Raw genomic sequence first — 24655 nt, 5'->3', positions numbered from 1 at the left:
AAAGATGCGCCACCTTACCCGGCTTTTCCGAAAAATCAGTTGCCTGATCACGCCACCTCCGTACCTGATCTCGACACAGACGAAGTGTTCGTTCGCAGCCAGAACTCATCAGTCACCAACAGGCACCTGCTGATGACAGAGCGAGTTGTCGACATCGTTATCCCTTTGAAAAAGGGTGTGCCCCGGACGGGGCACCCCATCAAGTCTCAGAACTGCCCTGCATCCAACAGGAACAGCGATTCGCTACCGGCCTTCACCGACGCGCTCAACGAGTGAATACGCGGCAGCAAGCGGGCGAAATAGAAGCGTGCGGTGCCCAGTTTGCTGGCGTAGAAATCGTCCTGCGCTTCCTTGCCGAAAGCCGCCTTGGCCATCAACGCCCACATGTAGGCATAGGCTACGTAGCCAAAGGCTTGCAGGTACTCGACCGACGCCGCACCGATTTCATTCGGGTTGTTTTTCGACCGGTCCAGCAGCCATGCGGTCAGTTCGTCAAGCGTGGTCACCGCATCGTTGAGCGGCTTGGTGAACTCCGCCAGGTCAGCGCTGGCCGTGGCGGTGAAGTGACGAATCTCGTCGGCGAACAGGCTGTAGAAGGCCCCGCCAGTGCCAACGATCTTGCGTCCTGCCAGGTCCAGCGCCTGGATGCCGTTGGTGCCTTCGTAGATCTGGGTGATACGCACGTCGCGCACCAGTTGCTCCTGGCCCCACTCACGGATGTAACCGTGGCCGCCGAACACCTGTTGGCCGTGAACCGTGGTTTCCAGGCCGAGGTCAGTGAGGAATGCCTTGGCCACCGGAGTCAGCAGCGCCACCAGGTCTTCCGCACGCTTGCGGGTGGTGGCGTCTTCGCTGAACTTGGCGGTGTCCAGTTGCATGGCCACGTAGGTCGAGAAGGCGCGGCCGCCTTCGTTCGAGGCTTTCATGGTCAGCAACATGCGACGCACGTCTGGATGCACGATGATCGGGTCAGCGACTTTGTCCTTGTTCTGCGCGCCGGTCGGCGAACGGCTCTGCAGACGATCGCGGGCGTACTCGACGGCATTCTGGTAAGAGCGCTCACCGGTGGCCAGGCCCTGGATACCGACACCCAGACGCTCGTAGTTCATCATGGTGAACATCGCCGCCAGGCCTTTGTTCGGCTCGCCGACCAGGTAACCCACGGCTTCGTCGAAGTTCATCACGCAGGTCGCAGAGGCCTGGATGCCCATCTTGTGCTCGATCGAGCCGCAGTTTGCCGGGTTGCGCGCGCCCAGGCTGCCGTCGGCATTGACCATGAACTTGGGCACCAGGAACAGCGAAATCCCTTTAGGACCGGCCGGTGCATCCGGCAGTTTGGCCAGCACCAGGTGAATGATGTTTTCGGTCAGGTCGTGTTCGCCACCGGTGATGAAGATCTTGGTGCCGCTGACCTTGTAGGAACCGTCGGCCTGAGGTTCGGCCTTGGTGCGGATGATCCCCAGGTCGGTACCGGCATGCGGCTCGGTCAGGCACATGGAACCGGCCCAGACCCCGGCGTACATGTTCGGCAGGTAGGCAGCCTTCAGTTCTTCACTGGCGTGGGCGTTGATCGACAGGCAAGCACCGGCGGTCAACATCGGGTACAGACCGAACGCCAGGCTGGCCGAGTTGACCATTTCTTCGACCTGGGCCGAAACGGCCTTGGGCATGCCCATGCCACCGTAAGCCGGGTCACCACCGACACCGACCCAACCGCCTTCAGCGTAGGTCTGATAAGCCTGTGGGAAACCAGCCGGCGTGGTGACGGCGCCGTCCGCCCAGTGGCAACCCTCTTCGTCAGCTGCACGGCTCAGGGGCGCGATGCTTTTGCTGGTGACCTTGCCGGCTTCTTCGAGAATGGCTTCTACAGTTTCCGCATCAACAGTCTCAGCCAGAGCTGGCAGCTCGGCCCAGAGTTTGGCGACCTCGAAAACTTCATTGAGGACGAAGCGCATATCGCGCAGGGGGGCTTTGTAATCACTCATGATGGAACTCTCGAATTAGCGTGACTCGATGCCACCGCTGTGGTCTTGAACCTGGACACCGCATGTCCGGGATTGCGAAGCAGGAAATGCGACAGCGCCGGTATTAATACCAGTGCACCGATCATGTTCCAGATGAACATGAAGGTCAGCAGGATGCCCATGTCGGCCTGGAACTTGATCGGCGACCAGGCCCAGGTGATGACGCCCGCTGCCAGGGTGATGCCCACCAGCGCCACGACCTTGCCGGTAAACGCGACGGAGTTTTTGTAGGCCTCGGTCAAGGACAGCCCCGCACGTTGCTGGGTCAGCTGGACACTGAGCAGGTACAGCGCGTAGTCGACGCCGATGCCCACGCCGAGCGCGATCACGGGCAGCGTCGCGACTTTCACGCCCATGCCCAGCCAGACCATCAGTGCCTCGCACAGGATCGAGGTCAGCATCAACGGCACCACGGCCACCACCACCGCGCGCCAACTGCGGAAAGTGATGAAACACAGCACAATCACTGCGCCATACACATAGAACAACATGGTGCGGTTGGCTTCGCGCACCACGATGTTGGTCGCCGCCTCGATCCCCGCGCTGCCGGCGGCGAGCATGAATTGACGATCATCATTGCTGTGTTCGCGGGCGAAGGCATCAGCGACCTTGACCACGTTGTCGAGGGTTTCGGCCTTGTGATCGGCCAGATAGGCCACCACCGGCATCATCGAACAATCGTTGTTGAACAGCTCGGGGTTGTTCACAGAGGCTTGTTGCGCGCCGTAGTTGAGCACGTCCTGATTACGCGCGATGCTCAGCATTTTCGGGTTGCCCTCGTAGGAGCCCGCCGTGATTTGCCGCACCGCGTTAACCAACGATACCGTGGTCTGCACGCCCGGCTGTTGTTGCAGCAACCAACCGAGGCGGTCGGCCTCAACCAGGGTTTCGTATTTCAGACAGCCCTCGCTGGCGGTCTTGATCATCACGGCGAACTGATCGCTTGACAACGAATAATTAGCGGTGATGTAGGCGTTGTCGCGGTTATAGCGCGAGTCTGAACGCAGCTCGGGCGCACCGGGGTCGAGATCGCCGATCTTCAAGTGCGTGCTGACCATGAAGCCGCCCACCGCCAACAGGCCCGCCACCACCACTGCACCGGTTGCCCAGCGCCGTTCGGTAAAGCGGTCAAGAAAGCTCCACAGATTTCCCAGCCCCCTGCCCCGCGATGCCTTGTCGTCCTGGCGCAGGGTTCGCGCGGCCGCCTTGCGACTGACACCCCAATAAGACAGCAGCACCGGCAGCAGCACCAGATTGGTGAAGATCAACACCGCGACGCCGATGCTGGCGGTGACGGCCAGGTCCTGGATCACCGGAATGTCGATCAGCATCAGCACCGCGAAGCCCACGGCATCGGCCAGCAGCGCGGTAAGACCGGCGAGGAACAGGCGGCGGAAGGTGTAGCGCGCCGCGACCAGCAGATGCGTGCCGCGCCCGACGTCCTGCATGATGCCGTTCATCTTCTGCGCACCATGGGAGACGCCGATGGCAAAGACCAGGAACGGCACGAGGATCGAGAACGGATCGAGCGCATAGCCAAACAGGGCAACCAGGCCAAGTTGCCAGGCCACGGCGATCACCGAACACATGATCACCAGCGCGGTGCTGCGCACGCAACGGGTGAAGAAAAAGATGATGGCCGTGGCGATCAACGCCGCCGCACCGAAGAACATCATCACCTGCATCAAGCCATCGAGCAGGTCGCCGACCAGTTTGGCAAAACCGATCACGCGGATCTTGATCGGCCCTTTGCCCTCCTCGCCGGCACTGTGCGCTTTATCATGGCCGGCGAACTCGTATTGATTGCGCAGCTGTTCTTCGAGCATGCGCGAAAAGGCGTGGTAGTCGATGGCTTTACCGGTGACAGGGTCCTTTTCCAGCAACGGCACGAAGATCATGCTCGACTTGAAATTATTGCCGATCAGGCTGCCGACGATGCCCGAGCGGGCGATATTTTGACGCAGCTGCTCGGCGCCCTGGGCCGAGCCGTCATAGGCGTCGGGCATCACCGGCCCACCGCGGAAGCCCTCCTCGGTCACTTCGGTCCAGCGCACGGCAGGTGTCCACAACGACTTCATCCAGGCCCGGTCGACGCCTGGGGTAATGAACAAGGTGTCGTTGATCTGCTTGAGCACCTCAAGGTACTTCGGGTCGTAGATGTCGCCTTCGCTGCTCTCGACGACCACCCGCACCGCGTTGCCCAAGCCACGCAAGGACTGGCGGTTGTCCAGATAGTTTTTGATGAACGGCTGGCTCTGCGGCAGCATCTTCTCGAAGCTGGCATTGAGCGTCAGTCGGGTGGCCGCGAAGTAACCGAGCACGACGGTCACGACCAGGCAGGTCAGCACTACCAGCAGGCGGTTATTGAAGATCAGGCGTTCGAGCAGGTTACCGGAGCGGGCATCGAAGCCCTTGAGTTCGCGGATCACCGGCATCGTATCGAGTTCGTGATTACCCATAACGTTTCTTGTCTCTTTTGTTATACGACAGTGGGCTTATTCGAGGGGTAGCTGACGCAGGCCACGAACACCGGCGAGCACCAGCGCACCGGAACTCGATACCTGGGCTCCAGCCACCGGCGCCAGGCCGCTTTGTGGCTGCAGTTTGAAACTGGCGCCGTCGTCGACGCTGACCAGCACATGGCCGGCCTGGCTCAGCAGGATGATTCGCCCATCGGCTGTCACCGTACTGGCGGTGATGCTCAAGGGCAGGCCGAGCTCGACCTTGCTCCAGCTGACACCGTTATCGACACTGCGATACGCATTGCCGCGCAGGCCGAAGACCAGCACCGCACCGGGTTTGCCGGTGATGCCGAAGAAGGTGCCGTTGTACGGTGTGGGGATGGCGTGGAAGCGTTCAGCCGCCGGGTCGAGTTTGAGCACCAGCCCTTGTTCACCGACAATGAACAGCTGATTGCCCACCGGACGCAGCGCGTACAGGTTCAGCGCGGAAGGGTTCTCTGTGCGATCGAGCCAGGGGGTCCAGCTTTGACCACCGTCGTCGGTGCGGAAAATCAGGTTGAACGCGCCGACGATGTAGCCGACGCGCTCGTTCTCGAACCAGACATCGAGGAACGGCTTGTCGGCGCCCTCCTCGACCATGCGTTGGGCCTCGGACACGCGCATTTGCAATTCGCTGTCCTCGGGCTGCGCGGCGCCCAGCCGCTGGTAGAACGCAAGCATGACCGGACCGACCTGACGCCCATCAAACTGGCGACTCCAGGTTTGGCCGGCGTCGCCGCTGTGCAGGACTACGCCATCGTGCCCCACAGCCCAGCCTTGTTGCGGACTCGGAAAATGCACGGCAACCAGGTCGGAACTGACCGGTACCTGAGCCTGGTGCCACCGCTGACCATCATCGTCCGAATAAAAAATGTGCCCGCGCTGGCCCACCGCGACCAGTCGTTTTCCAGCACTGGCCAGCCCCGTAAACGCGCCCTGGATCGCCTTTTCACTCTGAACGGCCGGACTGTCCAGGGAATCGGCGAACTGCGCCGCCACCACGGGTCGGGTGAACGGCAGCGCCAGCGCCGCGGCCAGTGCGGCAAACGCCATCCACTTGAAGTTATTCATAGCTGTTTCCCGGATAAAAAAGCCACCGGCAAGCTCTACCGCTTCCCGGTGGAAAGTGACGCTATGGAGTTCGGTTAACGGATACCCGCGCCGGCCAGCGACTCCGGTGCCCACTGGGCTTTGGAGAGCGGCTCGATGTACTTGATGCCGCCGTAAGGACCGTAAACACCGGAGATGGCGTAACTGCCCGCAACGAAGTCGTAGGTCATGAAGTTGTCCGCATTCGGTGCCTGCACGTCGTAGCTGTAAGCCATGTGAGCGAAGGAGCCGCGGTACAGCTTGCCGTTGGCGTCATATTCATCGGACGCCAGGGCGATCCAGCTGTCCTCGTCGAGGTAGAAGGTGCGTTTGCTGTAGATGTGGCGTTTGCCCGGTTTCAGCGTCGCCTCGACGACCCAGACACGGTGCAGCTCCCAGCGCACCAGGTCGGGGTTGATATGGTTCGGCGTGGTGATATCCGCCGCTTTCTCGTGGTAGTTGAGCTTGTAGGTGTTGTACGGAACGATCATTTCCTTCTTGCCGACCAGCTTGAAGTCGTAACGGTCCAGCGCACCATTGAACACCCAGCTGTCGTCATACGTGGAGCTGCCGGCCGTACCCGGGTTCGGCGTGTCGTAGGCCAGATCGGGTGCCAACTTGACGCGGCGTTGCCCTGGCAAGTATTGCCAGCCACGGCGCGGTTGCTTGAGCGGGTTTACCGCATCGTTGAGCAAAACCGCCTCACCGGCACGACGCGCCGGCCCCTGGTAATAGAACTTGGTCTTGAAGAACACATCGCTTTCTTTGGCCGGCGTGGTTCGCGCCGGGTCATACAATGGGTACTCAGTAAAGCCGTTGCTGGTGGTAGCCAGGGTTGCGCGACCGGAAGCATCGACGTTCCAGTTGTCGTACTTGATATTCAGGGCATGCCCCTGATAGCGCAGCAGGTGGTTCCACATGGCTTCATAGCCATCGGCGGGGATTGGAAAGGGTATGCCTGGCAGGGCGTTCTCCAGGGCTACACCCCCCTCGACTGACTTGGTCTGCACAGCATTCTTGGCAGTGTTGTCCAGCAATCGTTGGGGCAGCCCCACGGTACGATGGGTTGGGAACACATCGACGCGAAAGGACGGGTAACGCTTGAGCAGCTCCTGGGTCGTTGCCGTCAGCTTGCCAGAGAATTGAGCGGCATTCTGGCCGTTGATAACTGTCTTTGGCTTTTCGCCCTCAAACGGGTCGGGGCGCAAGGAGCTACCTTTTTCATAGCTGGCTGGCGCTGTAGTCAGACCACCGCTGTAGGCCGGGATGCTACCGTCGGCGTTGCCGGCCTTTTCGGCACCGACACCTGTCAAAGTGGTGCCTAGCTTGGCTGCCTGGTCTGGGGAAACAGCGGCATGTGCGCCGCCTGCGACGGCCAGCGCCAAGGTGGTGGCCAGTACTGATTTGACGAATTTCATGGATATCTCCTGTTGCTGAGCAACGGTTCGATCAGATAGTCGTTTTGAAGGTTAAAGTGACCATGCCGCGATCCTTGAGCTGGGATGGGGTACCGCCGAAAGCGGTGGTTTGGCCGGGCACGCAGTTGTATTGGCCGTTGGCGCCCGGTGCCGCGCCATCTCCTTGATTGCCAGCGCTGCCAGCGGAGTTGCAGGTATCGAATGGACCGAAGTTGTCCACGTATTTCAGGTCGTATCGATACTGGTTGTGCACGTCCATGCCGACGCCAACCGAATAGCTGCCGGCATCCTCGTTACCGCCCAATTGCACGGCGGAGTTGCCATTGAGGCCGACGTTGTAGGTCATCGGCATGTACATATCGATGCCCGGGAAGACCTGGTACCAGGTCGGGTTGAAGTTGACCCCAATGATGTAGTTGTCCTTGGTGACCTTGTCGGTGCCGTGGTACCAGTCCTCACCCTTGAACAGTTGCTTGTTGTCGGTCACGTCCAGCCAGCGGCTGTAGCCGAGTTCGACCAGCAACGAGGAAGCGTCCCAGAGTGGCGTGTCGCCAAAGGTGGTCAGGCCGTTGAGCACTGCGTGCACGGTGTTGCCACGGGCCACGCCGTCTTCGCCATCGAAACCGCCGATGAAACCTGGCAACCCGCGGGCGGCCGCAGCCGGATTCACGGTGCCAGCCACGCTGGCCAGCGGCATGTTTTCGCGATAGTTCAGATCGAAACCGACGCTGACCCCGGCGATGCTTTTCGACAGGCTGATGCCGTAGATATCGATGTCATCGACGTAGAACTGGTTGTAGCTGCCGATGTTGCCGGAGATCAGTTGTGCAGGGCCGACGGCGGTCGGCTGCAGCACCAGGTTGGGCAGGATGTCGGACGTGTTGCGGTAGTACACACCGAGGGTACCGTCGAGCCATTCCGGGCTCCACTTGGCCATCAGGCCGAAGTCGCCGCGCTTGTCCGGGGTGAAGGTATGGCCATTACTCAGGCGCAGGAACTGATTGGCACCGATCGGACCAGGAGCACCAAAAAACGGATTCTGCCCACCGATCAGCGACAGGTTATGCCCGCCATTCTGAATGCCGTCGTTGAAGCCCAGGTAAGTTCCGGACTCCGGTAAACGCGCGGCGTCCCAGTCGAGGAAGTACTGCGCGCCGAGGGTCAGTTCCGGGTTGACCGTGAAGCTGGCGGACAACTGGTTACGCGGGATGAACAGTTCCTTGGCTTCAGTGCCCGGTACCGCCAGTGCCTTGGAAATATCCAGGCCGGACTGGCCGTAGCTGTTGCCGTGGGCAAAGGCCAGGATGCTTTCGCCCCAGTACTGGGTGTGCTTGCCGAGCTTGGCGCTGAGCATCGATTCTTCGCCGATTTCCAGGCTGCCGAAAACGAATGCATCGAGGATCTCGGCCGACGGGCCGTTGTAGTAGCGATCGGCGTAACCGCTGATATGGCGTGAATCCGGCACCCCGTGGTTGAGCTGGTTGGTCGCCGCATTGTCGCTACCGACATTGTCGTAGGCATGGTCATACCAGGTGTTGGCGCTGACGCGAAAACCCGCCTTTTGCTTGTAGACCACATCCAGTTCCGAGAGCACGTCCAGGCGCTGGGACACCGCACTGCCCGAGGAAAAGTTGCGGTTGCCGTCGTTGTTATTCCACGAGTTCGCCAGCTTGCTGTTGGGGCTTTCGACCCGCTGGGCATAGTTGAATTTGAAGGTGTTGTCGAAACGCACCGCCAGGTCTTCGTTCCCGGTAGCGATTTCCAGGGCTTGAACGGGCAAGATGCCCAGCCCGGTCAGTATTGCTGAAGCCAGAAGCCCTCGACGCAGATTTACCTGGCAGATCTTATTGTTATTGTTCATCTCACCTTCTCTGTGGTTCATGGAAATGCGTTGAAACGGCCTGCGCTGCTGTCCTTACGTTCGCTGCAGGATGGTTACCGATACCGCGCGCCCCAGGGCCGCGCTGTGTTGAAGTGCAGTCCGTGCACCCGTGTGCTGTCCACTGGCGGCAGTGCCGCGCAGTTGCCAGACCAGTTCAGCGATTTGCGCCAGCCCCGTTGCGCCGGGGGCATGGCCGCGACCGAGCAGGCCACCGGAGGCACAGACGGCGATGCGCGCGCCCCGGGCGTTGCGGCGTTCGCGCACGAATCTGTCGATCTGGTCTTCCTCGCAAAAACCCAGGGCGGCGCTGCAGACCATGAAGTCGCCGACACTCTGGTCGTGCAGCTCGACCACTTCGATCTCGTCGGGACCGAGCCCGGCGTGCTCGTAAGCTTGTTGGGCAACACGGCGAGTCGCCGCGCGCCCCAGTACATCAAGCACATTGCCGGACTCCTGTTCGCAGGCGGTGTCACTGCCACGAACACTGGACAGCACCGCCACACCACCCCGGGCGCCATATCGGGTGAGGAATGCCGGACTGCAAAGCAGCACCGCCGCGGCCCCGCAAGCGGGTGGGCATAGATAGGGCGCCAGCCAGCCATCGAGCGCGGCGCCATGATTCAGCACGGCCAAAGGGTTGCTACTGGCGTGTGCCCTGGCTCGGCTGAGTACGTCTTCGAAGCTGGCCTGAGCCACGCTCATGCGGGTCAACAACCAACTGGTCTGGGCAGCAAACAACGCGGCCGGATGCTGGCGGCGGGCCAGAAAGGCCAGGGAGGCGTCGACCTGCTCGAGGCCGTTCCACGCTTGCGGGGTCAAATCGTCCAGGCCAAAGAACGCCCGATTGGACACGTTCGCCGGCATGCTTTCGAAGCCCAGCACCAACGCGCATTCGGCCTCGCCGCACAACACGCTGTGACGCGCCAACTGAAAAGCGCTGGAGGCCGCGGCGCAGCCATCGCGGACCGTGAACACGGGGATGCCGGTAAGACCGGTCTCAGCCAGCGCTCGCTCGCTGCAACCGACCGCACCGGTGACGCAAGCGGCGAACACTTGATCAACCAGGTCGTAGTCAATGCGCGCATCGTCAAGCGCCTGGCGAATCGCCCTTCCCGCCAGCGCCGCGGTGCTTTCGCCAGCGCCCAGCGGGACAAATGGAGTCATTCCCACTCCCGCAATCAGCACTCTTTGACTCATGGAATTTCCCTCGATAGCCGACACGCGACAGCACGTCGCTTATCGATCAGGTGCCATGACCCAGTGCCATGTGCCGCCGAGCATTCGATCTGCACTGCAATCGCAACGTGGAATTCACCCTATCGGGTTTGCGAAAACCCACCCTACTCTCGATGGGTAGGGTGCTATTCGCAGGGGATTGTTTAATGGAGCGGCAGGACCAGCCCTGCATTCGCAAAGAACCTGCAAGGAGCGTTTGCAGGCTTGGTCGAAGACTTCAAACGTCAGGCAGGGATGGGATTGGGCGAGCGTTACCACGGGAAACCATGTCCCGATGGGGACAGCAAATGTCCCAAACGGTCATCCGTAGGCAGGACTCATCTATCAGTATGAAGACACTACGCACCACGCTTTACCCAAAAAATAACAAGCTCGGCACCGCCAGAGCCGCCAACCTCCCAGAGGTAACAAAATGAGCAAGACCGTGGTCATCACTGGCGTTTCCACCGGTATCGGCTTTGCCACTGCACAAGCGCTGATCGCGCGCGGTTATCGCGTGTTCGGCAGCGTGCGCAAGGAAGCCGATGGTGTGCGTGTTCGCAATCAATTGGGCGAGGCCTTCACGCCGTTGCTGTTTGACGTCACCGACACCGCGGCCTTGCCGGCAGCGGTGGCCCAAGTGCAGGCGGCTGTGGGTGAGAAGGGTTTGGCCGGGCTGATCAACAATGCCGGTGTCGCCCCGATGGGCCCGTTGATGCATACCTCGTTAGCAGAAGTCCGGCAGGCCTTCGAGACCAATGTTTTTGGCATGCTCGCCGTCACCCAGGCCTTTCTGCCACTGCTAGGTGCGCGTGCCGGAGCCCGGCACGCACCGGGTCGTGTGGTCAATCTGAGCTCGATCAGCGGAGGCGTGGCATTGCCACTGGTTGCGCTCTATGCGATGACCAAGCATGCCGTCGAAGCCCTTTGCGATGGCATGCGTCGCGAGTTGTCGATCTATGGCATCTCGGTCAGTGCACTCGAGCCCGGACCGATCAAGACACCGATCTGGGACAAGATCGCGCCGCAACAGGCCGACGGCCGCTACACCGACACCGATTACGCCATCGCCATGGCTGCCCTACCCGCATTCGCCGCCAACGAACTCAAGAGCGCCAAGCCAATGCACGTAGTGACCGATGCAATCTGCCACGCACTGGAAGCGTCGAAACCTAAACCGCGTTATCCGCTGGTGGGTCTGTGGTACGTGCGCAACTTTATTCCCGACCGCTTGCTTGATCGCCTGACGATCCGACTGGCCGGGCTCAAGCCGGTGCGCTGACACGCATGGGCGTTTTGTCACGGCAGGACCGCGTCACGCAATGTCCTGCAAAGAGTACTTAGCATGAATCTATTTACATCCCCGTACGCGGCCGGCGAAGCATGGGTAGCCGACGTGCGTCGCAACTGGCCCGGCATTCTGCTGAGCATCGTCGTCGCCATCGCCGCGACCTTCATCGCGGATGCCCGTGGCGGTCCGGCGCTGTTGTACGCTTTGCTGTTGGGCATGGCGTTGAACTCGGTTGCTATCCAGGGCAGCGCCAAACCCGGCATCGACTTCGCGGCGCGGCGCATTTTGCGTCTCGGCGTGGCCCTGCTGGGTGCCCGGATCACCCTGGAGCAGCTTGGCGGTCTGGGTTGGTTCAACGGTGGCCTGATCGTCGCCGGGGTATTGCTGACCATCGGCTTTGGCGTGGTGATGAGTCGTGTATTCGGTCTGGACCGGCGCTTGGGCATCCTGACCGGCGGCGCCACGGCAATCTGCGGTGCCTCGGCGGCCATCGCCATTGCAGCGGTGCTGCCACGGGACGAAAAATCGGAACGCGAACTCATCTTCACGATTGCCGGCGTCACGGTGCTGTCGACACTGGCGATGATTATCTACCCGCTGATCGTCAAGGCACTCGGCCTGCCGGCGGACGCGGCGGGCATCTTTCTCGGCGGCACCATCCATGACGTGGCGCAGGTGGTTGGAGCCGGCTACAGCATTTCCCATGAGGTCGGCGACTATGCCGTGCTGACCAAGATGCTGCGCGTGGCGTTGCTGTTGCCGGTGGTGATGGTCATCACCATTGCCGTGCGACGCCGCAACAAGAGCGTCGAGAACCGCAGCAAGGATCCGCTGTTGCCACCCTTCCTGATCGCTTTCGTCGCCCTGGTCGCAATCGGTAGCCTGGGCTGGATTCCAGCGTCCCTGGGCACCGCGATCAATGAAGTCTCGCGCGCCTGCCTGGTGATCGCCATTGCGGCGGTGGGCCTGAAAACCTCACTGCTGGACATACGCAAAGTCGGCCCGCGCGCCGCCCTTCTGCTTGGCACTGAAGCACTGTTCCTGGTCGGGTTCGTGTTGCTGGTGCAGAAGTTCCATTAACGCTGGAGAACAATAAAAATGAAGATGGAAACGAGTACCCTCACCGGTGGTACGACAGTGGCGATACCCGGTCGCTACTACATGCTGGGTTTGTTGTGGCTGACTTATACTTTCAGCGTCCTGGACCGTTATGTAATGGGCATTCTGGTTGAGCCGATCAAGCGTGACCTGGGCGTCTCGGACACCATGATGGGCTTTCTGTCCGGTACGGTGTTCGGGCTGTTCTATGCCACGCTGGCGATTCCGGTGGCGATGCTGGCCGACCGTTCCAATCGGCGCAATGTGGTCGCAGCTTCGCTGTTTATCTGGTCTGTGTGCACCGTGCTCTGTGGCATGGCCACCAACGCCGTGCAACTGGCGTTGGCGCGGATTTTCGTCGGGGTCGGCGAAGCAGGCTCGACGCCGCCGGCGCAATCGTTGATCGCCGATCTGTTTCCGCCGAGCGAACGCGGCAAAGCGGTCGGGTTGTTCGCCAGCGGCGGCAGTCTCGGCATGGTCCTGGCTTTTACCTTGAGTGGGTTGATTGCCGGCCAATGGGGTTGGCGCTGGGCCTTCATATTGCTGGGCGCTCCGGGAATCATTCTGGCAGCGATCATGTACTTCACCACCCGCGAGCCGGCGCGTGGCCAGACCGATCCGGCCAGCCTCTTGCAAAGCAAGGAAGCCGCACCACCGTTTTTCGACGTGGTGCGCTTTGTCCTGGGCAACCGCGGCCTGCTGCATCTCATCGCGGCCGTCACCCTGGTGGTGACCAGTACGACCGTTCTGGCCCTGTGGATGCCGGCCTATCTGATCCGCAATTTTCAGGTCAGCGAAACACAACTGGGCCCGGCCCTGGGACTGGTCATTGGCGTCGCGGGAATGTTTGGGACCATTAGCGTGGGTTGGTTATCCGATCGTGTATCGCGGGACAAACCCTCTCGCCGTGTGTTGCTTGGCGCGCTGATCCAGCTGTTGGCCTGGCCTTGCATGGTCGGGATATTGCTCGCTGGCGACTATGTCCTGGCGCTATGGTCGATGGTGATACCGGGCTTTTTTTGCTATGCCCCGGTGGCATTGAGCTGGGTCGTCCTGCAAAACCTCGCCCCGCCACGCATGCGTGCGACCCTCGTCGGCATTGGCGTACTCGTCGCCAATATCGGGGGCCTGGTGATCGGCCCACAACTGGTCGGCCTGGCCAGCGATCTGCTGGCTGACGGCAATAGCACGACGGGCCTGAGGAACGCCTTGCTGCTCGCCAGCCTGCTCTATCCATTGGCTGCGTTCCACTACGTGCGGGCCACGTCCTTGCTCAAGCACTCGTAGACGACCGTCCCCCAAAGCACACTCAGGCGAGCCGACACATCGCAACGACCGTCGGCCTCGCCGGGTGCTGTTCCGGGAGGAATACCTGGGTGTAATGTGGTCAGCAATCTGCCCCTTGTATCAAACTGGCTCACCACCTGGAGTCTCCAATATGCACGGCCTGGTACGTAGTGCGAGCTTCAGCGGCTATGAACTCATCGCCAGCTCAGTCGGACTTGATCCGCTGAAGATGCTTCGGGCCGCGCACGTCAATCCCGCCGCGCTTGCCGATGCTGACATCATGGTCAATGCCGACGCGCTGTATTGGCTGCTTCAGGAATCAGCCCGCTTGTCGGGCTGTGAAGACTTCGGCCTGAGGCTGGCGGAAAGCCGGCAACTGTCCTCCCTTGGCCCCTTGGCTCTGGTTTTGCGCGAAGAGCCCACGCTTCGTCAGGCGCTCTGCTCGATCAACCGCTACATGCGACTGCACAACGAAGAAACCCAGTTCCGAATGGAAGAGCATGGTGATCTGGTGTTGCTGCACATCGGCGCAACAGCTGGCCGTCATGACCCGCGGCAGCCGATTGAAATGTTTGCCGGTCTGCTGCTGCGCATGCTTCGAGCGCTCACTGACGGGGCGCTTCGTGCCGACAGTGTATGTTTCACTCATGGGCCGCCAGCAAGCCTGGCGACCCATCACCGCGTGTTCGGCCCCGCCGTTCGGTTTGCACAGGAATGCAACGCGATCGTCTTGCGCACCCGCGATCTCGAGATGCCCATCCCGAGGGCCGATCCGGAGATCGGTCGTCATATCAAACGACGGCTCGATTACGAGTTGAACGGCGATGCGGATACGCCTGATAAACGGGTACGCAAGATTGTTCGCATGCTGCTACCGACAGGTTTGTGTACCGTTGGGCGCGTGGCCCAGCATCTGGGCGTGGACCGACGGACCCTGCATCGGCACTTGTCACCCGCGGGCGAAACCGTCGGCACGGTGATCAATTCGGTGCGCGTCGAACTGGCCTGCGAGTATCTGGCCACCAGCCAGCGTTCGCTCGCGCAAATTGCCGATCTGCTTGGGTTCTCGGCGGCGAGCGCCTTCTCACGTTGGTTCGCCCGCGAATTCAACCAGTCTCCCTCGACATGGCGCACGCGCACCCGGAGCCAGCAGAAGACTGGCGCCTTGTCGCCCCAATCGGTTGACGCCGATGCCGAGCCATCTCGACAGGGGTGATCCATCCCTGTGTCCCAAAATGTCAACGGAATGTCCCCCCTCGTCACTCGCATCTCTACCTGGCTGCCGATACTGCTTTCGCGTCGATGCGTATCCCCGTCGACCCCAGACAGAAACAGGAGATCGTGATGACAGACTCTCAAGTAACCCGCCCCGTGCCAGGTGCTCCGGCCATCGTCAGGCCCTCGGCACTCAATAATTCCCTCAAGGTCGAGTGCCTGTCGACAGCCCTGGGGGCCGAGATCGGCAACGTCAGTCTGGTCGATGCCGGGCAGGACCCCGAGTTATTCGCCGAAATCAAAGCGCTCTGGCTCAAACACAAACTCCTGGTTTTCCGGGACCAGGATATTTCACCCTTTGAGCAGCAGGTCTTTGCCGAGCGCTTCGGCGAACTCGATGTCCACAGGGTCTACGCCGGCATGCCAGATGCGCCGAAAATTCTCGCGATCGATGAGGCCGGCAGAAGCAAGATCCCCGGCTACGACAAACCCCGAAGTTTCGAGAACAACTGGCATTCGGACACCATGAACCAGCCCGAACCGCTCAAGGGTGCAGTCTTGCGCTGCGTCCATTGTCCCGAGCTCGGTGGCGACACGCTGTGGGCCAACATGGCGCTCGCCTACGAGACGCTGCCGGTACACGTGAAACTGCAAATCGAAGGTCTGTATGCCCGCAGCAGCATCGAGACTGCCTTCTGCGGTGGCATGCCGATTGAAAAACGCCATGAAATGGCAGGGATGAACCCGTCCCCCGAGCATCCGGTGGTGCGCACCCACCCCGAGACGGGCGAAAAAATACTCTATGTGTGCATGAACTATGTCACCCACTTTACCAACTGGAACAACGGCAAACGGGTGCAGTACGGTCAGGACATGCACGAGGGAAACCATCTGCTGAGTTACCTGGCCGCGCGGGCAACGATCCCCGAGTTCCAGGTTCGCCTGCGCTGGCGGGCCAACACCGTCGCCGTCTGGGATAACCGCTCGACCCAGCACTACGCGACATTCGATTACCACCCGCAACCTCGGCTGATGTTGCGCGCCGGCATCAAGGGCGACCGCCCCGTCTGACGACAGCATTATCACAGGGACATCAGCGCAGCTCGTCTTGCGACGAACCGTCGTGTCCCAACCTGTCAAGTGAATGTCCCAACCCGTCAACCCGACCGTGCCCGGCATGCGGATACTGCTTTGCATCCGAACGATCGAAGGAGGCCATGATGAACCTGCCACTGATACCTGCCACGCCCACGCCCGTCTGCGATTCACTGCGCGAGACCGACAACTGGAACCCTGCCTGGGAGCCTTTTGCCGCACTCGATCCAGCATGGACCGAAATTCATGGCGATGGCCATGACGCCCATGGTGTCGGGCGCGCTCGACGCGAAGACGATCGAATTCATCTGCATCGCGGTCGATGCGTCGTGCACTCATATGTATGCACCGGGCGTGCGCCGCCACATCCGCAAAGCGCTCGAACTGGGCGCCACCGGGGAAGAAATCAGCGCCGTGCTGCAGTGCGTGAGCGTGCTGGGAATTCACACGATGAGCCTGGGCGCACCGATTCTGCTCGAGGAGCTGGCCGCGCACCGCGCATCTGGCGACTGAACCACAAAAACAAAAACAAGGGCTGCCACCGGGGTGGCCCGAACACGGAGACACGTCCATGACGCCCCCTCGTGCACCCGCCATCGTCCGCGCAGGCTCCCTGCCTGATTCAATCAAGGTCGAGCCGCTCACCTGCTCCATCGGCGCGCAAATCAGCAACATCAATATCGGCATCGCCTCAGCTGACCCGGCGATGATGGCCGAAATCCGCAAGTTGATGCTGCAATACCGTGTGTTGTTTTTCCGCGACCAGGACATCACCCGCGCCGAGCATGTGGCCTTCGCACGCTACTTCGGCGAGCTTGACGTGCACCCCTACGCGCCGAGCGATCCCGAGCACCCAGGGCTGCAGACCATCTATAAAACGCCCGAGAAGCCCGACGGTGTCGGACGCTATGAAAACGGCTGGCACTCCGATGCCACCTGGCGCGCAAAGCCCCCCTTCGGTGCTGTATTGCGCTGCATCGAATGCCCGACCACGGGCGGCGACACCATGTGGGCCAACATGGTGATGGCTTATGAAGGCTTGCCCGAACACATCAAGACCCAGATTGCCGGCTTGCGTGCCAGTCACAGCCTGCAGTCTTCATTCGGCGCGGCGCATCCACTGGAAAAACGCCAGGCGTTGCACGCCCTGTTCCCCGATTCCGAACACCCCGTGGTACGCATCCACCCGGAGACCGGAGAAAAGGTCCTGTTCGTCAGCGGATACGCCACGCACTTCACCAACTATCACACCCCCGACAACGTGCGCTTCGGGTTGGACTACGCACCGGGCAGCGCGCAGCTGCTGCAGTACCTGATCAGTCGAGCGTGCATTCCCGAGTACCAGGTGCGCTTCCGTTGGCAGCCGAACAGCGTCGCCCTGTGGGACAACCGCAGCACCCAGCACCTGGCCGTGATGGATTACCCACCCTGCAACCGAAAGATGGAACGTGCCGAGATCATCGGCGACGTCCCGTTCTGATACGCCCTACCCGAGGACACACCATGATCGAGCCAACCATTCTCATCGTGCCGGGCTTGCGTGACGACGTGCCGCAGCACTGGCAGACGCTGTTGGCGGCACGCTTGCCACGTGTTCGCAGCGTTGCGCGGATGGGGCGCGATGACCTGGATTGCGCCGCCCGTATCGCGACCATCGAGCATGAGGCGCAAGCCATCGACGGGCCACTGGTGATCGTCGCCCACAGCGCCGGCTGCATCATGGTGGCGCACTGGGCGCTGCAGACCAAGCGCCCAGTACTGGGGGCGCTCCTGGCAACGCCTGCTGATCTTGAATCATCCTTGCCTGAGGGCAATCCCACGATCGAAGCGCTGCACGCTGGCGGCTGGCTACCCGTGCCGCGCGTCAGGCTGCCCTTTCGCAGCATCGTGGGCGCCAGTCGCAACGACCCCTTGGGACACTTCGAGCACATCGCCGCACTGGCGCTCGACTGGGGCGCCGAGCTCGCCGACCTGGGCCAGGTCGGCCACCTCAATCCGGCGTCGGGCCACGGTGATTGGCCCCAGGCCGATGCGTTCATAGCAAGACTTTGCGCCACGCACTGATCCGGTATTCACACTCGGAGCCCTAGAGGCTCCGCTTGACAACAAAAAGGACACATCATGCAATTTTTCGACGATTCACTCTTGCCCGAAAACCAGCAGAAGCTCGTTATCCAGGTCGCTCCGTACGGGCCGGAATGGGTTCCCGGTGATTCCGACGACATCCCGGTGACCATGGACGACCAAGTCCAGAAAGCTGTCGATTGCTGGAACGCCGGCGCCACCGTGCTACACGTGCACGTGCGTGAGGAAGACGGCAAGGGCAGCAAGCGGCTGTCGAAATTCAACGAGTTGCTGGCCCGCCTGCGTGAGGCCGTGCCGGAAATGATCCTGCAGGTCGGCGGCTCGATTTCCTTCGCGCCAGAGACCGAAGGTGAAGCGGCGAAGTGGTTGAGCGACGACACACGCCACATGCTGGCCGAACTCACCCCGCGCCCGGATCAGGTCACGGTCGTGATCAACACCACGCAGTTCAATGCACTGGATCTGTTCACCGAAGAGGACGTCGCAGGCACCTCGCTGGCGGGCGCCGAATTGCAGGAGGCCTATCGCAACATGGTCGTGCCTTCCAACCCGTCGTGGCATGTCGAGCACCTGCGCCGCCTGACGGCCGCGGGTATCCAGCCGCATTTCATGCTCGGCAGCGTGGCCACGCTGGACTCGGTGGAGCGCCTGGTGCGGCGCGGTCTCTACAACGGCCCGCTGGTTCTCAACTATGCGGCGGTAGGCGGTGGTTCGTCCGCTGCCCATCCGGCCGACCTGCTGGAATTCGTGCGTCGCACGCCCGATGGCGCGGTGCTCACCATCGAATGCCTGGGCCGCAGCGTATTCCCGATGAACGCGATGGCGATCGCACTCGGCCTGCATGTGCGTGTCGGCAACGAAGACACCCTTCGCGGCCCGACAGGCGAGCGCATGACGTCAGTGCAGCAGATCGAGTCGATGGTGCGTATCGCCCGCGAACTCAATCGCGACGTCGCCAATGGCGAGGAAGCTCGCCGCATTTACAAGCTCGGCGAGAGCTACCGCGACGCTAATGAAACGCTGGCCAAACTCGGCTGGGCGCCGAACCGCCGCCCTGGCGAACGTGGCTTCCCGATGCGCTAAGCCCCCCGCTTGGAGGGCCGGCAGTCGCTGTGCGGCCCTGAAGTTTTCCATCGTGTTCAACTGCAAAGGAATTTCCGGATGCTGGGTTTGATGCAAGACCAACCATTGTTGATCTCGTCGTTGATTGAGTTCGCGGCGTGTCACCACGGTGATGCCGAAATCGTCTCGCGACGGGTCGAGGGCGACGTTCATCGCAGCACCTGGCGCGAAGTGGCCTCGCGTTCGCGCCAGGTGGCCAATGCGCTGGACCGCGAACAGTTGCTCTTCAGTGACCGCGTCGCCACGTTGGCCTGGAACGGCTATCGACACCTGGAACTCTACTACGGTGTGAGCGGTACTGGCCGCGTTCTGCACACCATCAATCCGCGGTTGCACCCCGATCAGATTGCCTGGATCGCCAATCACGCCGAAGATCGGATCCTCTGCTTCGATCTCAGCTTCCTGCCGATCGTGCAGGCGATCCACAAGCAATGCCCCACGATCAAGAAATGGATCGCACTGTGCGATGAAGACATTCTTCCCATCGACACTGGCGTGCCCGGACTGGTGAGCTATGAGACGTGGATAGGTCAGCGCAAATCAACCTACGAGTGGCCCAGCTTCGATGAAAACTCGGCGTCGAGCCTGTGCTACACCAGCGGCACGACCGGTAACCCGAAAGGTGCGCTTTACAGCCACCGCTCCACCCTGCTGCATGCCTATGCCGCCGCCCTGCCGGATGTGATGGCAATTTCGGCGCGCGACTCGGTGCTGCCGGTGGTGCCGATGTTCCACGTCAATGCCTGGGGTATCCCCTACTCTGCCGCACTGGTCGGCGCCAAGCTGGTCTTTCCCGGCCCCGCACTGGACGGTAAATCGGTCTACGAGATGATCGAATCGGAGAACGTGACACTGGCCGCCGGCGTGCCGACAGTCTGGCAAATGATGCAGGGGCATATCGAGGCCAACGGTCTTGAATTTTCGACACTCAAGCGCACCGTTATCGGCGGGTCTGCGTGCCCGGCAACCATGATCAAGGCGTTCCAGCAACAATACGGTGTCGAGGTGCTGCATGTCTGGGGCATGACCGAGATTTCGCCGCTGGGCACCGTGTGCACCCTGAAGAACAAGCACCTCGCGCAAACGCCGGATCAGCAAATGGCCATTCGTTTGAAACAGGGTCGCGGTGTCTTCGGCGTCGACATGAAAATCATCGATGCCCAGGGCGAGACACTGCCGTGGGACGGCAAGACCTCAGGCGACCTCCTGGTGAAGGGACCGTGGGTGGTCAAGGCGTATTTCGCAAACGAAGGCGGTGATCCGCTGGTGAACGATGAGCAAGGACGCGGCTGGTTTCCCACCGGGGATGTCGCCACCATCGATGTCGATGGCTATCTGCAGATCACCGATCGCAGCAAGGACGTGATCAAGTCCGGCGGTGAGTGGATCAGCTCCATCGATGTCGAGAATATCGCGGTCGCGCACCCGGCGGTCGCGATGGCCGCCTGCATCGGCGTAGCGCATCCGAAGTGGGACGAACGCCCGATCGTCGTGGTGGTCAGGAAGCCCGGCGGGGATGTTTCTCGCGAGGAGCTGCTGGCGTTCTACGAGGGCAAGACAGCCAAGTGGCAGATTCCGGATGACGTGGTGTTCGCGGAGGCGATTCCTATCGGAGCGACCGGGAAAATCCTCAAAGCTCAATTGCGCGAGCAGCTGAGCGACTACAGATTACCGGGGGCTTGAGATGCAAGCGACCGGGGCCGAATCACAGTTGTCGATACCGAGGAAACCATGAACGTGTTGATTGTACATGCCCATCCCGAACCCAAGTCCTTCACCGCTGCGCTGCGCGACCAGGCGGTTGAGACACTCCAAGCGCAGGGACATCAGGTCCAGGTTTCGGACCTATACGCAATGAACTGGAACCCTGTGGCCAGTACCGGGGATTTCTGCGCCCGCGAGAATTCGCAGTACCTGGTCTACGCGCTCGAGCAGCGCCTGGGCGTCAAGAACCAGAGCCTCGCGGCTGATATTCAGCAGGAACTCGATAAGCTGTTGTGGGCCGATCTGTTGATACTCAACTTCCCTGTCTACTGGTTTTCGGTGCCGGCTATGCTTAAAGGCTGGATCGACCGCGTGCTGGTCTCGGGACTTTGCTACGGTGGCAAGCGCTTCTACGATCAAGGCGGCCTGAGCGGCAAGAAAGCGTTGGTGACGCTGACGCTGGGCGGGCGTGAACACATGTTCGGCGAGGGCGCCATTCATGGTCCGCTGGAGGATATGTTGCGCCCGCTCCTGCGCGGAACGCTGGCCTATGTCGGGCTGGAGGTCCTGCCGCCGTTCGTTGCCTGGCATGTGCCGTACATCAGTACCCAGGCCCGGGAGGACTTTCTGATAGCCTATCGACAGAGGCTGGAAAATCTCGGCCAGGACCGGCCCCTCGAGTTCCCGAGGTTGAGTCAGTTCGATGAAGGACTTTACCCACTGGCCCCGTCTATTCGTTAATGTTGATTTCCCCGTTTGAAGCACGCACTGAAACGGGGAAGCTACTCGCACTGTAGAGGGGCATCGTCACATGTGTCGCGTAGAACCGGAACTGGTCCTCAAGACCACGCCGCCCCGAAGCCAGAAAACAGCCCATTTTCGGCAACGACTCAGCATCGACTCAGCGGCGCTGGCGAACAAGGTGGCGATTGCTGTCCATGGCCCGGCTGGCTTTGGCAAAACAACATTGCTGGCGCAATGGCGTCGTGAGTTCCTCTCGCGTGGAGCGGTGGTTGCCTGGCTGATGCTGGATGGTCATGACGATGCAATCCGTTTTACCCAGGGGCTGGCGGCGGCCATGGCCATTGGCAGTGGCCGGCAGACGTTTGCCGACATGCTTGGCCGAATGCCGGATTATGGCCGCGACGAACTGGAAGGGTTGACCTTCTGGCTGGCGGAGGTCGCCGACCTGGGCAGCGAGACCGTGTTGATTCTCGATGAAGCCGATGCATTGCCCGAGGCGACTGTTCGTCATTCACTGACGTACCTGCTGCACAACGCACCGACCAACCTGCGCATCGTCATGGCCTCGCGCAAGCGTTTGAACCTGCAGGTAGCCGACCTGTCGGCGCGCGGGCTATACGCCAGAGTGGCGAGCGATGAGTTGCGTTTTTGCGTCGAAGAAACCGTGGCGATACTCAGCAGCCGTTTCGGGGCACGCATCGACACGGACCTTTGTGTGCGCCTCAATGAAATCACCGAGGGGTGGCCCCTGGGGCTGCAACTGGCGATGACTGCCATCGAGAAAAGCGCCAACCTGAGCGCGGCCATCGATGGGTTGTCGACCTGTTCCGGCGATATCCAGCGTTACTTCGTCGATAGCCTGGTGTCCCGCCTGCCTGCCGAACAGCTCGATTTCCTCATTTGCATTGCCTTGCTGGACACGGTTCATCCCTCGCTCTGCGTTGCAATCACGGGCAATGAGCAGGCAGGTGAATTGCTGCGGGGGCTGTGTATTTCGACACCTATCTTCGTCGAAGGGATCGACAGCGACTGGGTACGCCTTCACCCCTTGGCCCGGGAGTTTCTCCAAGGGCTTTTTATCAGCCTGCCATTGGCCCAACGACAAGCCTTCCATGAACGGGCTGCGATCTGGCTCGAAGAGCACACCTTTTTCGAGGAGGCTGCGCGGAAATATCTGTTGGCCGCGCGCGCCACGAAAGCCTACGAAATGATCGAACAATGCCTGTACGAGGTCATGCTGCGCGGGCAATTCAGTCGGGTGCTCGAATGGATCGCCGAACTGCCCCACGCGGAGGTCGAGTCCCGTCCGCGCATGTGCCTGGCGGCGGCCTGGTCGCTGGCGATGAGCGAACGGCACGTTGAAGCGGCCAGGCTGATTGCCCGTATTCAGCAAGACCCGACTGCCAATGAAGAGATGCGTGGCGAAGCGGCATTGATCACCGCTAATGCCGCTTTTTTTGCCGATCGGCCGGACGAGTCGCTCGCCATTATCGCCCCTTGGGTGGAGGCAGGGACTGCCCTGTCGATCAAGCTACAAGCCATCCTTGCCATTCAAGTTGCTCGTTTGACGCTGTTTCAGGGTCAGCCGGAAAAGGCCCGGCGTATTTTGCAGCGCGCGCCCCACTATGAATGGAGCTCGGGGCTGGATGCGATCCGCGGGAGCAGTGGGTGGGGAATGGGCCTGACCTACCTGTGCGAGGGGCGCATGTTGCCGGCCGAGGCCACTTTGCGCGACAGTCTGTTACGTGCCGAACAGGATATCGGCCGACGCAGTTCAGTGGCGGTGAGGCTGGCCTGCGGACTGGCCGCGACGCTGTATGAACGTGATGAGATCCAGGAAGCCGCGACGGTGCTCGCCAATCGTCTGGATGTGGTCGAGCATCTGTCCTCGCCGGATGCGATTGTGCTGGGTTTTCTCACCGCTTCGCGTCTGGCTGCTGTGCAGGGTCAGGCCCATCGTAGCCACGATCTGCTGGAGGCGCTGTTCGCCCTTGGCGAGGAGCGAGGCATCGCGCGTTTCTGTCTGGTGGCCCTGGGAGAACAGATCCGCCTCAACGCGCTGCATGGCCGGGGGGAGACCTGCCAGGCACTCTGGCGTCGACTGGATCAGCTATTGCCGGATGTCGCCCGCCAGCAACACGGCTTACTGGGACCCGAGTTGAGCCTGGTAGCCGGGCTGGCGAACGCCTACGTCGCCCTCGTACAGCGCGACTGGCAGACTGTGCTGGACGTATTGGTTGTCGTCAACGAAACGGCCGAGCGCCTGCGACGCGGTCGCGAGATTGTCCAGGTCATGTTGCTCAAGGCCCTGGCGCTCAAGGTGTCGGGGGGCGATGGCTTGCCTTGCCTGCTCGAGGCGATCAGCCTGGCTGAGGAATTCGGTCTGCAGCGCATCCTTCAGGATACTCATCCCGATCTCGTCAAGTGGGCGCAGACTGCCCGGCATGAACCTGCGCGGTCATTGACGCCGGCCACCCCCCTTCCCGACTCGAAGCCACGGCCGCAATCGCCGGCAAGTGCTTCACCCAGCCGGCTGTTGACCCCCAAAGAACGTGAGGTGCTGCAGTTGCTGGCACGCAACCTGTCAAACAAGCAGATTGCCCTGACAATGAATGTCGGTGAGCAAGCCGTAAAATGGCACCTGAAAAATCTGTTCGGCAAATTCCAGGCCGGCACGCGCAAGCACGTGGTGGACCGTGCCTACATGCTGGGTATCCTCGAATCAGGGGGTTAGCGATACAGCCCCCCATTGCCTATGTTCGCTACCGAACAGACTTTCCCTGCCTAAATAACCCACACTCGTCGGTGGAATGCTGCGCCCGGCGGCGCAATGCCCGCACACCTAGCCTGGCGTAGAACCGCCTTCATTCCACATGCGACCTGCA

At 61.2% G+C, this 24655-nt stretch carries 18 protein-coding genes; 12 read left to right on the top strand and 6 right to left on the bottom strand.

Annotated elements, in window-relative coordinates; genetic code table 11:
• Positions 1-206: 206 nt before the first annotated feature.
• The 6 genes from ACA058_RS09490 to ACA058_RS09465 all read right to left on the bottom strand — a co-directional run bounded on the left by ACA058_RS09490 (position 207) and on the right by ACA058_RS09465 (position 10111).
• Positions 207-1985 carry an acyl-CoA dehydrogenase C-terminal domain-containing protein gene (locus ACA058_RS09490; protein ID WP_497638839.1) on the bottom strand — a complete coding sequence of 593 codons (1779 nt, stop codon included), beginning with the start codon at positions 1983-1985 and terminating at the stop codon, positions 207-209.
• Positions 1982-4483 (bottom strand): efflux RND transporter permease subunit, encoded by a 2502-nt coding sequence (locus ACA058_RS09485; RefSeq protein WP_497638838.1) that lies wholly within the window; start codon positions 4481-4483, stop codon positions 1982-1984. Before ACA058_RS09485 ends, ACA058_RS09490 begins: the two co-directional genes overlap by 4 nt.
• A 36-nt stretch (positions 4484-4519) precedes the next feature.
• Positions 4520-5596 carry a WD40/YVTN/BNR-like repeat-containing protein gene (locus tag ACA058_RS09480; protein WP_497638837.1) on the bottom strand — a complete coding sequence of 359 codons (1077 nt, stop codon included), beginning with the start codon at positions 5594-5596 and terminating at the stop codon, positions 4520-4522.
• A gap of 74 nt (positions 5597-5670) precedes the next feature.
• A complete protein-coding gene (locus tag ACA058_RS09475; protein WP_497638836.1) occupies positions 5671-7032 on the bottom strand; it encodes a DUF1329 domain-containing protein in 1362 nt (453 codons plus the stop codon).
• A gap of 31 nt (positions 7033-7063) precedes the next feature.
• Positions 7064-8893 carry a DUF1302 domain-containing protein gene (locus ACA058_RS09470; RefSeq protein WP_497638835.1) on the bottom strand — a complete coding sequence of 610 codons (1830 nt, stop codon included), beginning with the start codon at positions 8891-8893 and terminating at the stop codon, positions 7064-7066.
• Between the two features lie 54 nt (positions 8894-8947).
• Positions 8948-10111, bottom strand: a complete 1164-nt coding sequence (locus tag ACA058_RS09465) for a thiolase C-terminal domain-containing protein (RefSeq protein WP_497638834.1) — start codon at positions 10109-10111, stop codon at positions 8948-8950.
• 451 nt (positions 10112-10562) lie between these two features.
• Between ACA058_RS09465 and ACA058_RS09460 the strand changes: the two genes are divergently transcribed.
• The 12 genes from ACA058_RS09460 (at position 10563) to ACA058_RS09405 (ending at position 24504) form a co-directional block, all read left to right on the top strand.
• Complete coding sequence (locus tag ACA058_RS09460) at positions 10563-11411, top strand: SDR family NAD(P)-dependent oxidoreductase (RefSeq protein ID WP_497638833.1); 849 nt, start codon at positions 10563-10565, stop codon at positions 11409-11411.
• 63 nt (positions 11412-11474) lie between these two features.
• Complete coding sequence (locus ACA058_RS09455) at positions 11475-12500, top strand: YeiH family protein (RefSeq protein ID WP_497638832.1); 1026 nt, start codon at positions 11475-11477, stop codon at positions 12498-12500.
• An 18-nt stretch (positions 12501-12518) separates the two neighbouring features.
• Positions 12519-13805, top strand: coding sequence for a spinster family MFS transporter (locus ACA058_RS09450; RefSeq protein WP_497638831.1), 1287 nt, complete (start codon positions 12519-12521; stop codon positions 13803-13805).
• A 151-nt stretch (positions 13806-13956) separates the two neighbouring features.
• On the top strand, positions 13957-15021 hold the full coding sequence (locus ACA058_RS09445) for an AraC family transcriptional regulator (protein WP_497638830.1): 1065 nt from the start codon (positions 13957-13959) through the stop codon (positions 15019-15021).
• A gap of 128 nt (positions 15022-15149) precedes the next feature.
• Positions 15150-16091, top strand: coding sequence for a TauD/TfdA dioxygenase family protein (locus ACA058_RS09440; protein ID WP_497638829.1), 942 nt, complete (start codon positions 15150-15152; stop codon positions 16089-16091).
• A gap of 270 nt (positions 16092-16361) precedes the next feature.
• Positions 16362-16628, top strand: a complete 267-nt coding sequence (locus tag ACA058_RS09435) for a carboxymuconolactone decarboxylase family protein (protein ID WP_497638828.1) — start codon at positions 16362-16364, stop codon at positions 16626-16628.
• A gap of 112 nt (positions 16629-16740) precedes the next feature.
• Positions 16741-17595, top strand: a complete 855-nt coding sequence (locus ACA058_RS09430) for a TauD/TfdA dioxygenase family protein (RefSeq protein WP_497639896.1) — start codon at positions 16741-16743, stop codon at positions 17593-17595.
• A gap of 23 nt (positions 17596-17618) precedes the next feature.
• Positions 17619-18179, top strand: a complete 561-nt coding sequence (locus ACA058_RS09425) for an RBBP9/YdeN family alpha/beta hydrolase (protein ID WP_497638827.1) — start codon at positions 17619-17621, stop codon at positions 18177-18179.
• 57 nt (positions 18180-18236) lie between these two features.
• Complete coding sequence (locus ACA058_RS09420) at positions 18237-19283, top strand: beta-keto acid cleavage family enzyme (protein WP_497638826.1); 1047 nt, start codon at positions 18237-18239, stop codon at positions 19281-19283.
• Between the two features lie 78 nt (positions 19284-19361).
• Positions 19362-21005, top strand: a complete 1644-nt coding sequence (locus tag ACA058_RS09415) for a 3-(methylthio)propionyl-CoA ligase (protein WP_497638825.1) — start codon at positions 19362-19364, stop codon at positions 21003-21005.
• A 48-nt stretch (positions 21006-21053) separates the two neighbouring features.
• Entirely contained in the window at positions 21054-21767 is a 714-nt protein-coding gene (locus ACA058_RS09410; RefSeq protein ID WP_497638824.1) for an NAD(P)H-dependent oxidoreductase, read from the top strand.
• 70 nt (positions 21768-21837) lie between these two features.
• Positions 21838-24504 (top strand): helix-turn-helix transcriptional regulator, encoded by a 2667-nt coding sequence (locus tag ACA058_RS09405; protein ID WP_497638823.1) that lies wholly within the window; start codon positions 21838-21840, stop codon positions 24502-24504.
• Positions 24505-24655 lie beyond the last annotated feature (151 nt).

Source organism: Pseudomonas sp. LBUM1649, assembly GCF_059716155.1.
This window is presented reverse-complemented; position numbering and strand designations above follow the sequence as displayed.

What these genes read in the sequence shown, in the direction of transcription:
- ACA058_RS09490 (WP_497638839.1), bottom strand. Translation starts at nt 1,985, where the DNA reads ATGAGTGATTACAAAGCCCCCCTGCGCGATATGCGCTTCGTCCTCAAT.
- ACA058_RS09485 (WP_497638838.1), bottom strand. Translation starts at nt 4,483, where the DNA reads ATGGGTAATCACGAACTCGATACGATGCCGGTGATCCGCGAACTCAAG.
- ACA058_RS09480 (WP_497638837.1), bottom strand. Translation starts at nt 5,596, where the DNA reads ATGAATAACTTCAAGTGGATGGCGTTTGCCGCACTGGCCGCGGCGCTG.
- ACA058_RS09475 (WP_497638836.1), bottom strand. Translation starts at nt 7,032, where the DNA reads ATGAAATTCGTCAAATCAGTACTGGCCACCACCTTGGCGCTGGCCGTC.
- ACA058_RS09470 (WP_497638835.1), bottom strand. Translation starts at nt 8,893, where the DNA reads ATGAACAATAACAATAAGATCTGCCAGGTAAATCTGCGTCGAGGGCTT.
- ACA058_RS09465 (WP_497638834.1), bottom strand. Translation starts at nt 10,111, where the DNA reads ATGAGTCAAAGAGTGCTGATTGCGGGAGTGGGAATGACTCCATTTGTC.
- ACA058_RS09460 (WP_497638833.1), top strand. Translation starts at nt 10,563, where the DNA reads ATGAGCAAGACCGTGGTCATCACTGGCGTTTCCACCGGTATCGGCTTT.
- ACA058_RS09455 (WP_497638832.1), top strand. Translation starts at nt 11,475, where the DNA reads ATGAATCTATTTACATCCCCGTACGCGGCCGGCGAAGCATGGGTAGCC.
- ACA058_RS09450 (WP_497638831.1), top strand. Translation starts at nt 12,519, where the DNA reads ATGAAGATGGAAACGAGTACCCTCACCGGTGGTACGACAGTGGCGATA.
- ACA058_RS09445 (WP_497638830.1), top strand. Translation starts at nt 13,957, where the DNA reads ATGCACGGCCTGGTACGTAGTGCGAGCTTCAGCGGCTATGAACTCATC.
- ACA058_RS09440 (WP_497638829.1), top strand. Translation starts at nt 15,150, where the DNA reads ATGACAGACTCTCAAGTAACCCGCCCCGTGCCAGGTGCTCCGGCCATC.
- ACA058_RS09435 (WP_497638828.1), top strand. Translation starts at nt 16,362, where the DNA reads ATGGCGATGGCCATGACGCCCATGGTGTCGGGCGCGCTCGACGCGAAG.
- ACA058_RS09425 (WP_497638827.1), top strand. Translation starts at nt 17,619, where the DNA reads ATGATCGAGCCAACCATTCTCATCGTGCCGGGCTTGCGTGACGACGTG.
- ACA058_RS09420 (WP_497638826.1), top strand. Translation starts at nt 18,237, where the DNA reads ATGCAATTTTTCGACGATTCACTCTTGCCCGAAAACCAGCAGAAGCTC.
- ACA058_RS09415 (WP_497638825.1), top strand. Translation starts at nt 19,362, where the DNA reads ATGCTGGGTTTGATGCAAGACCAACCATTGTTGATCTCGTCGTTGATT.
- ACA058_RS09410 (WP_497638824.1), top strand. Translation starts at nt 21,054, where the DNA reads ATGAACGTGTTGATTGTACATGCCCATCCCGAACCCAAGTCCTTCACC.
- ACA058_RS09405 (WP_497638823.1), top strand. Translation starts at nt 21,838, where the DNA reads ATGTGTCGCGTAGAACCGGAACTGGTCCTCAAGACCACGCCGCCCCGA.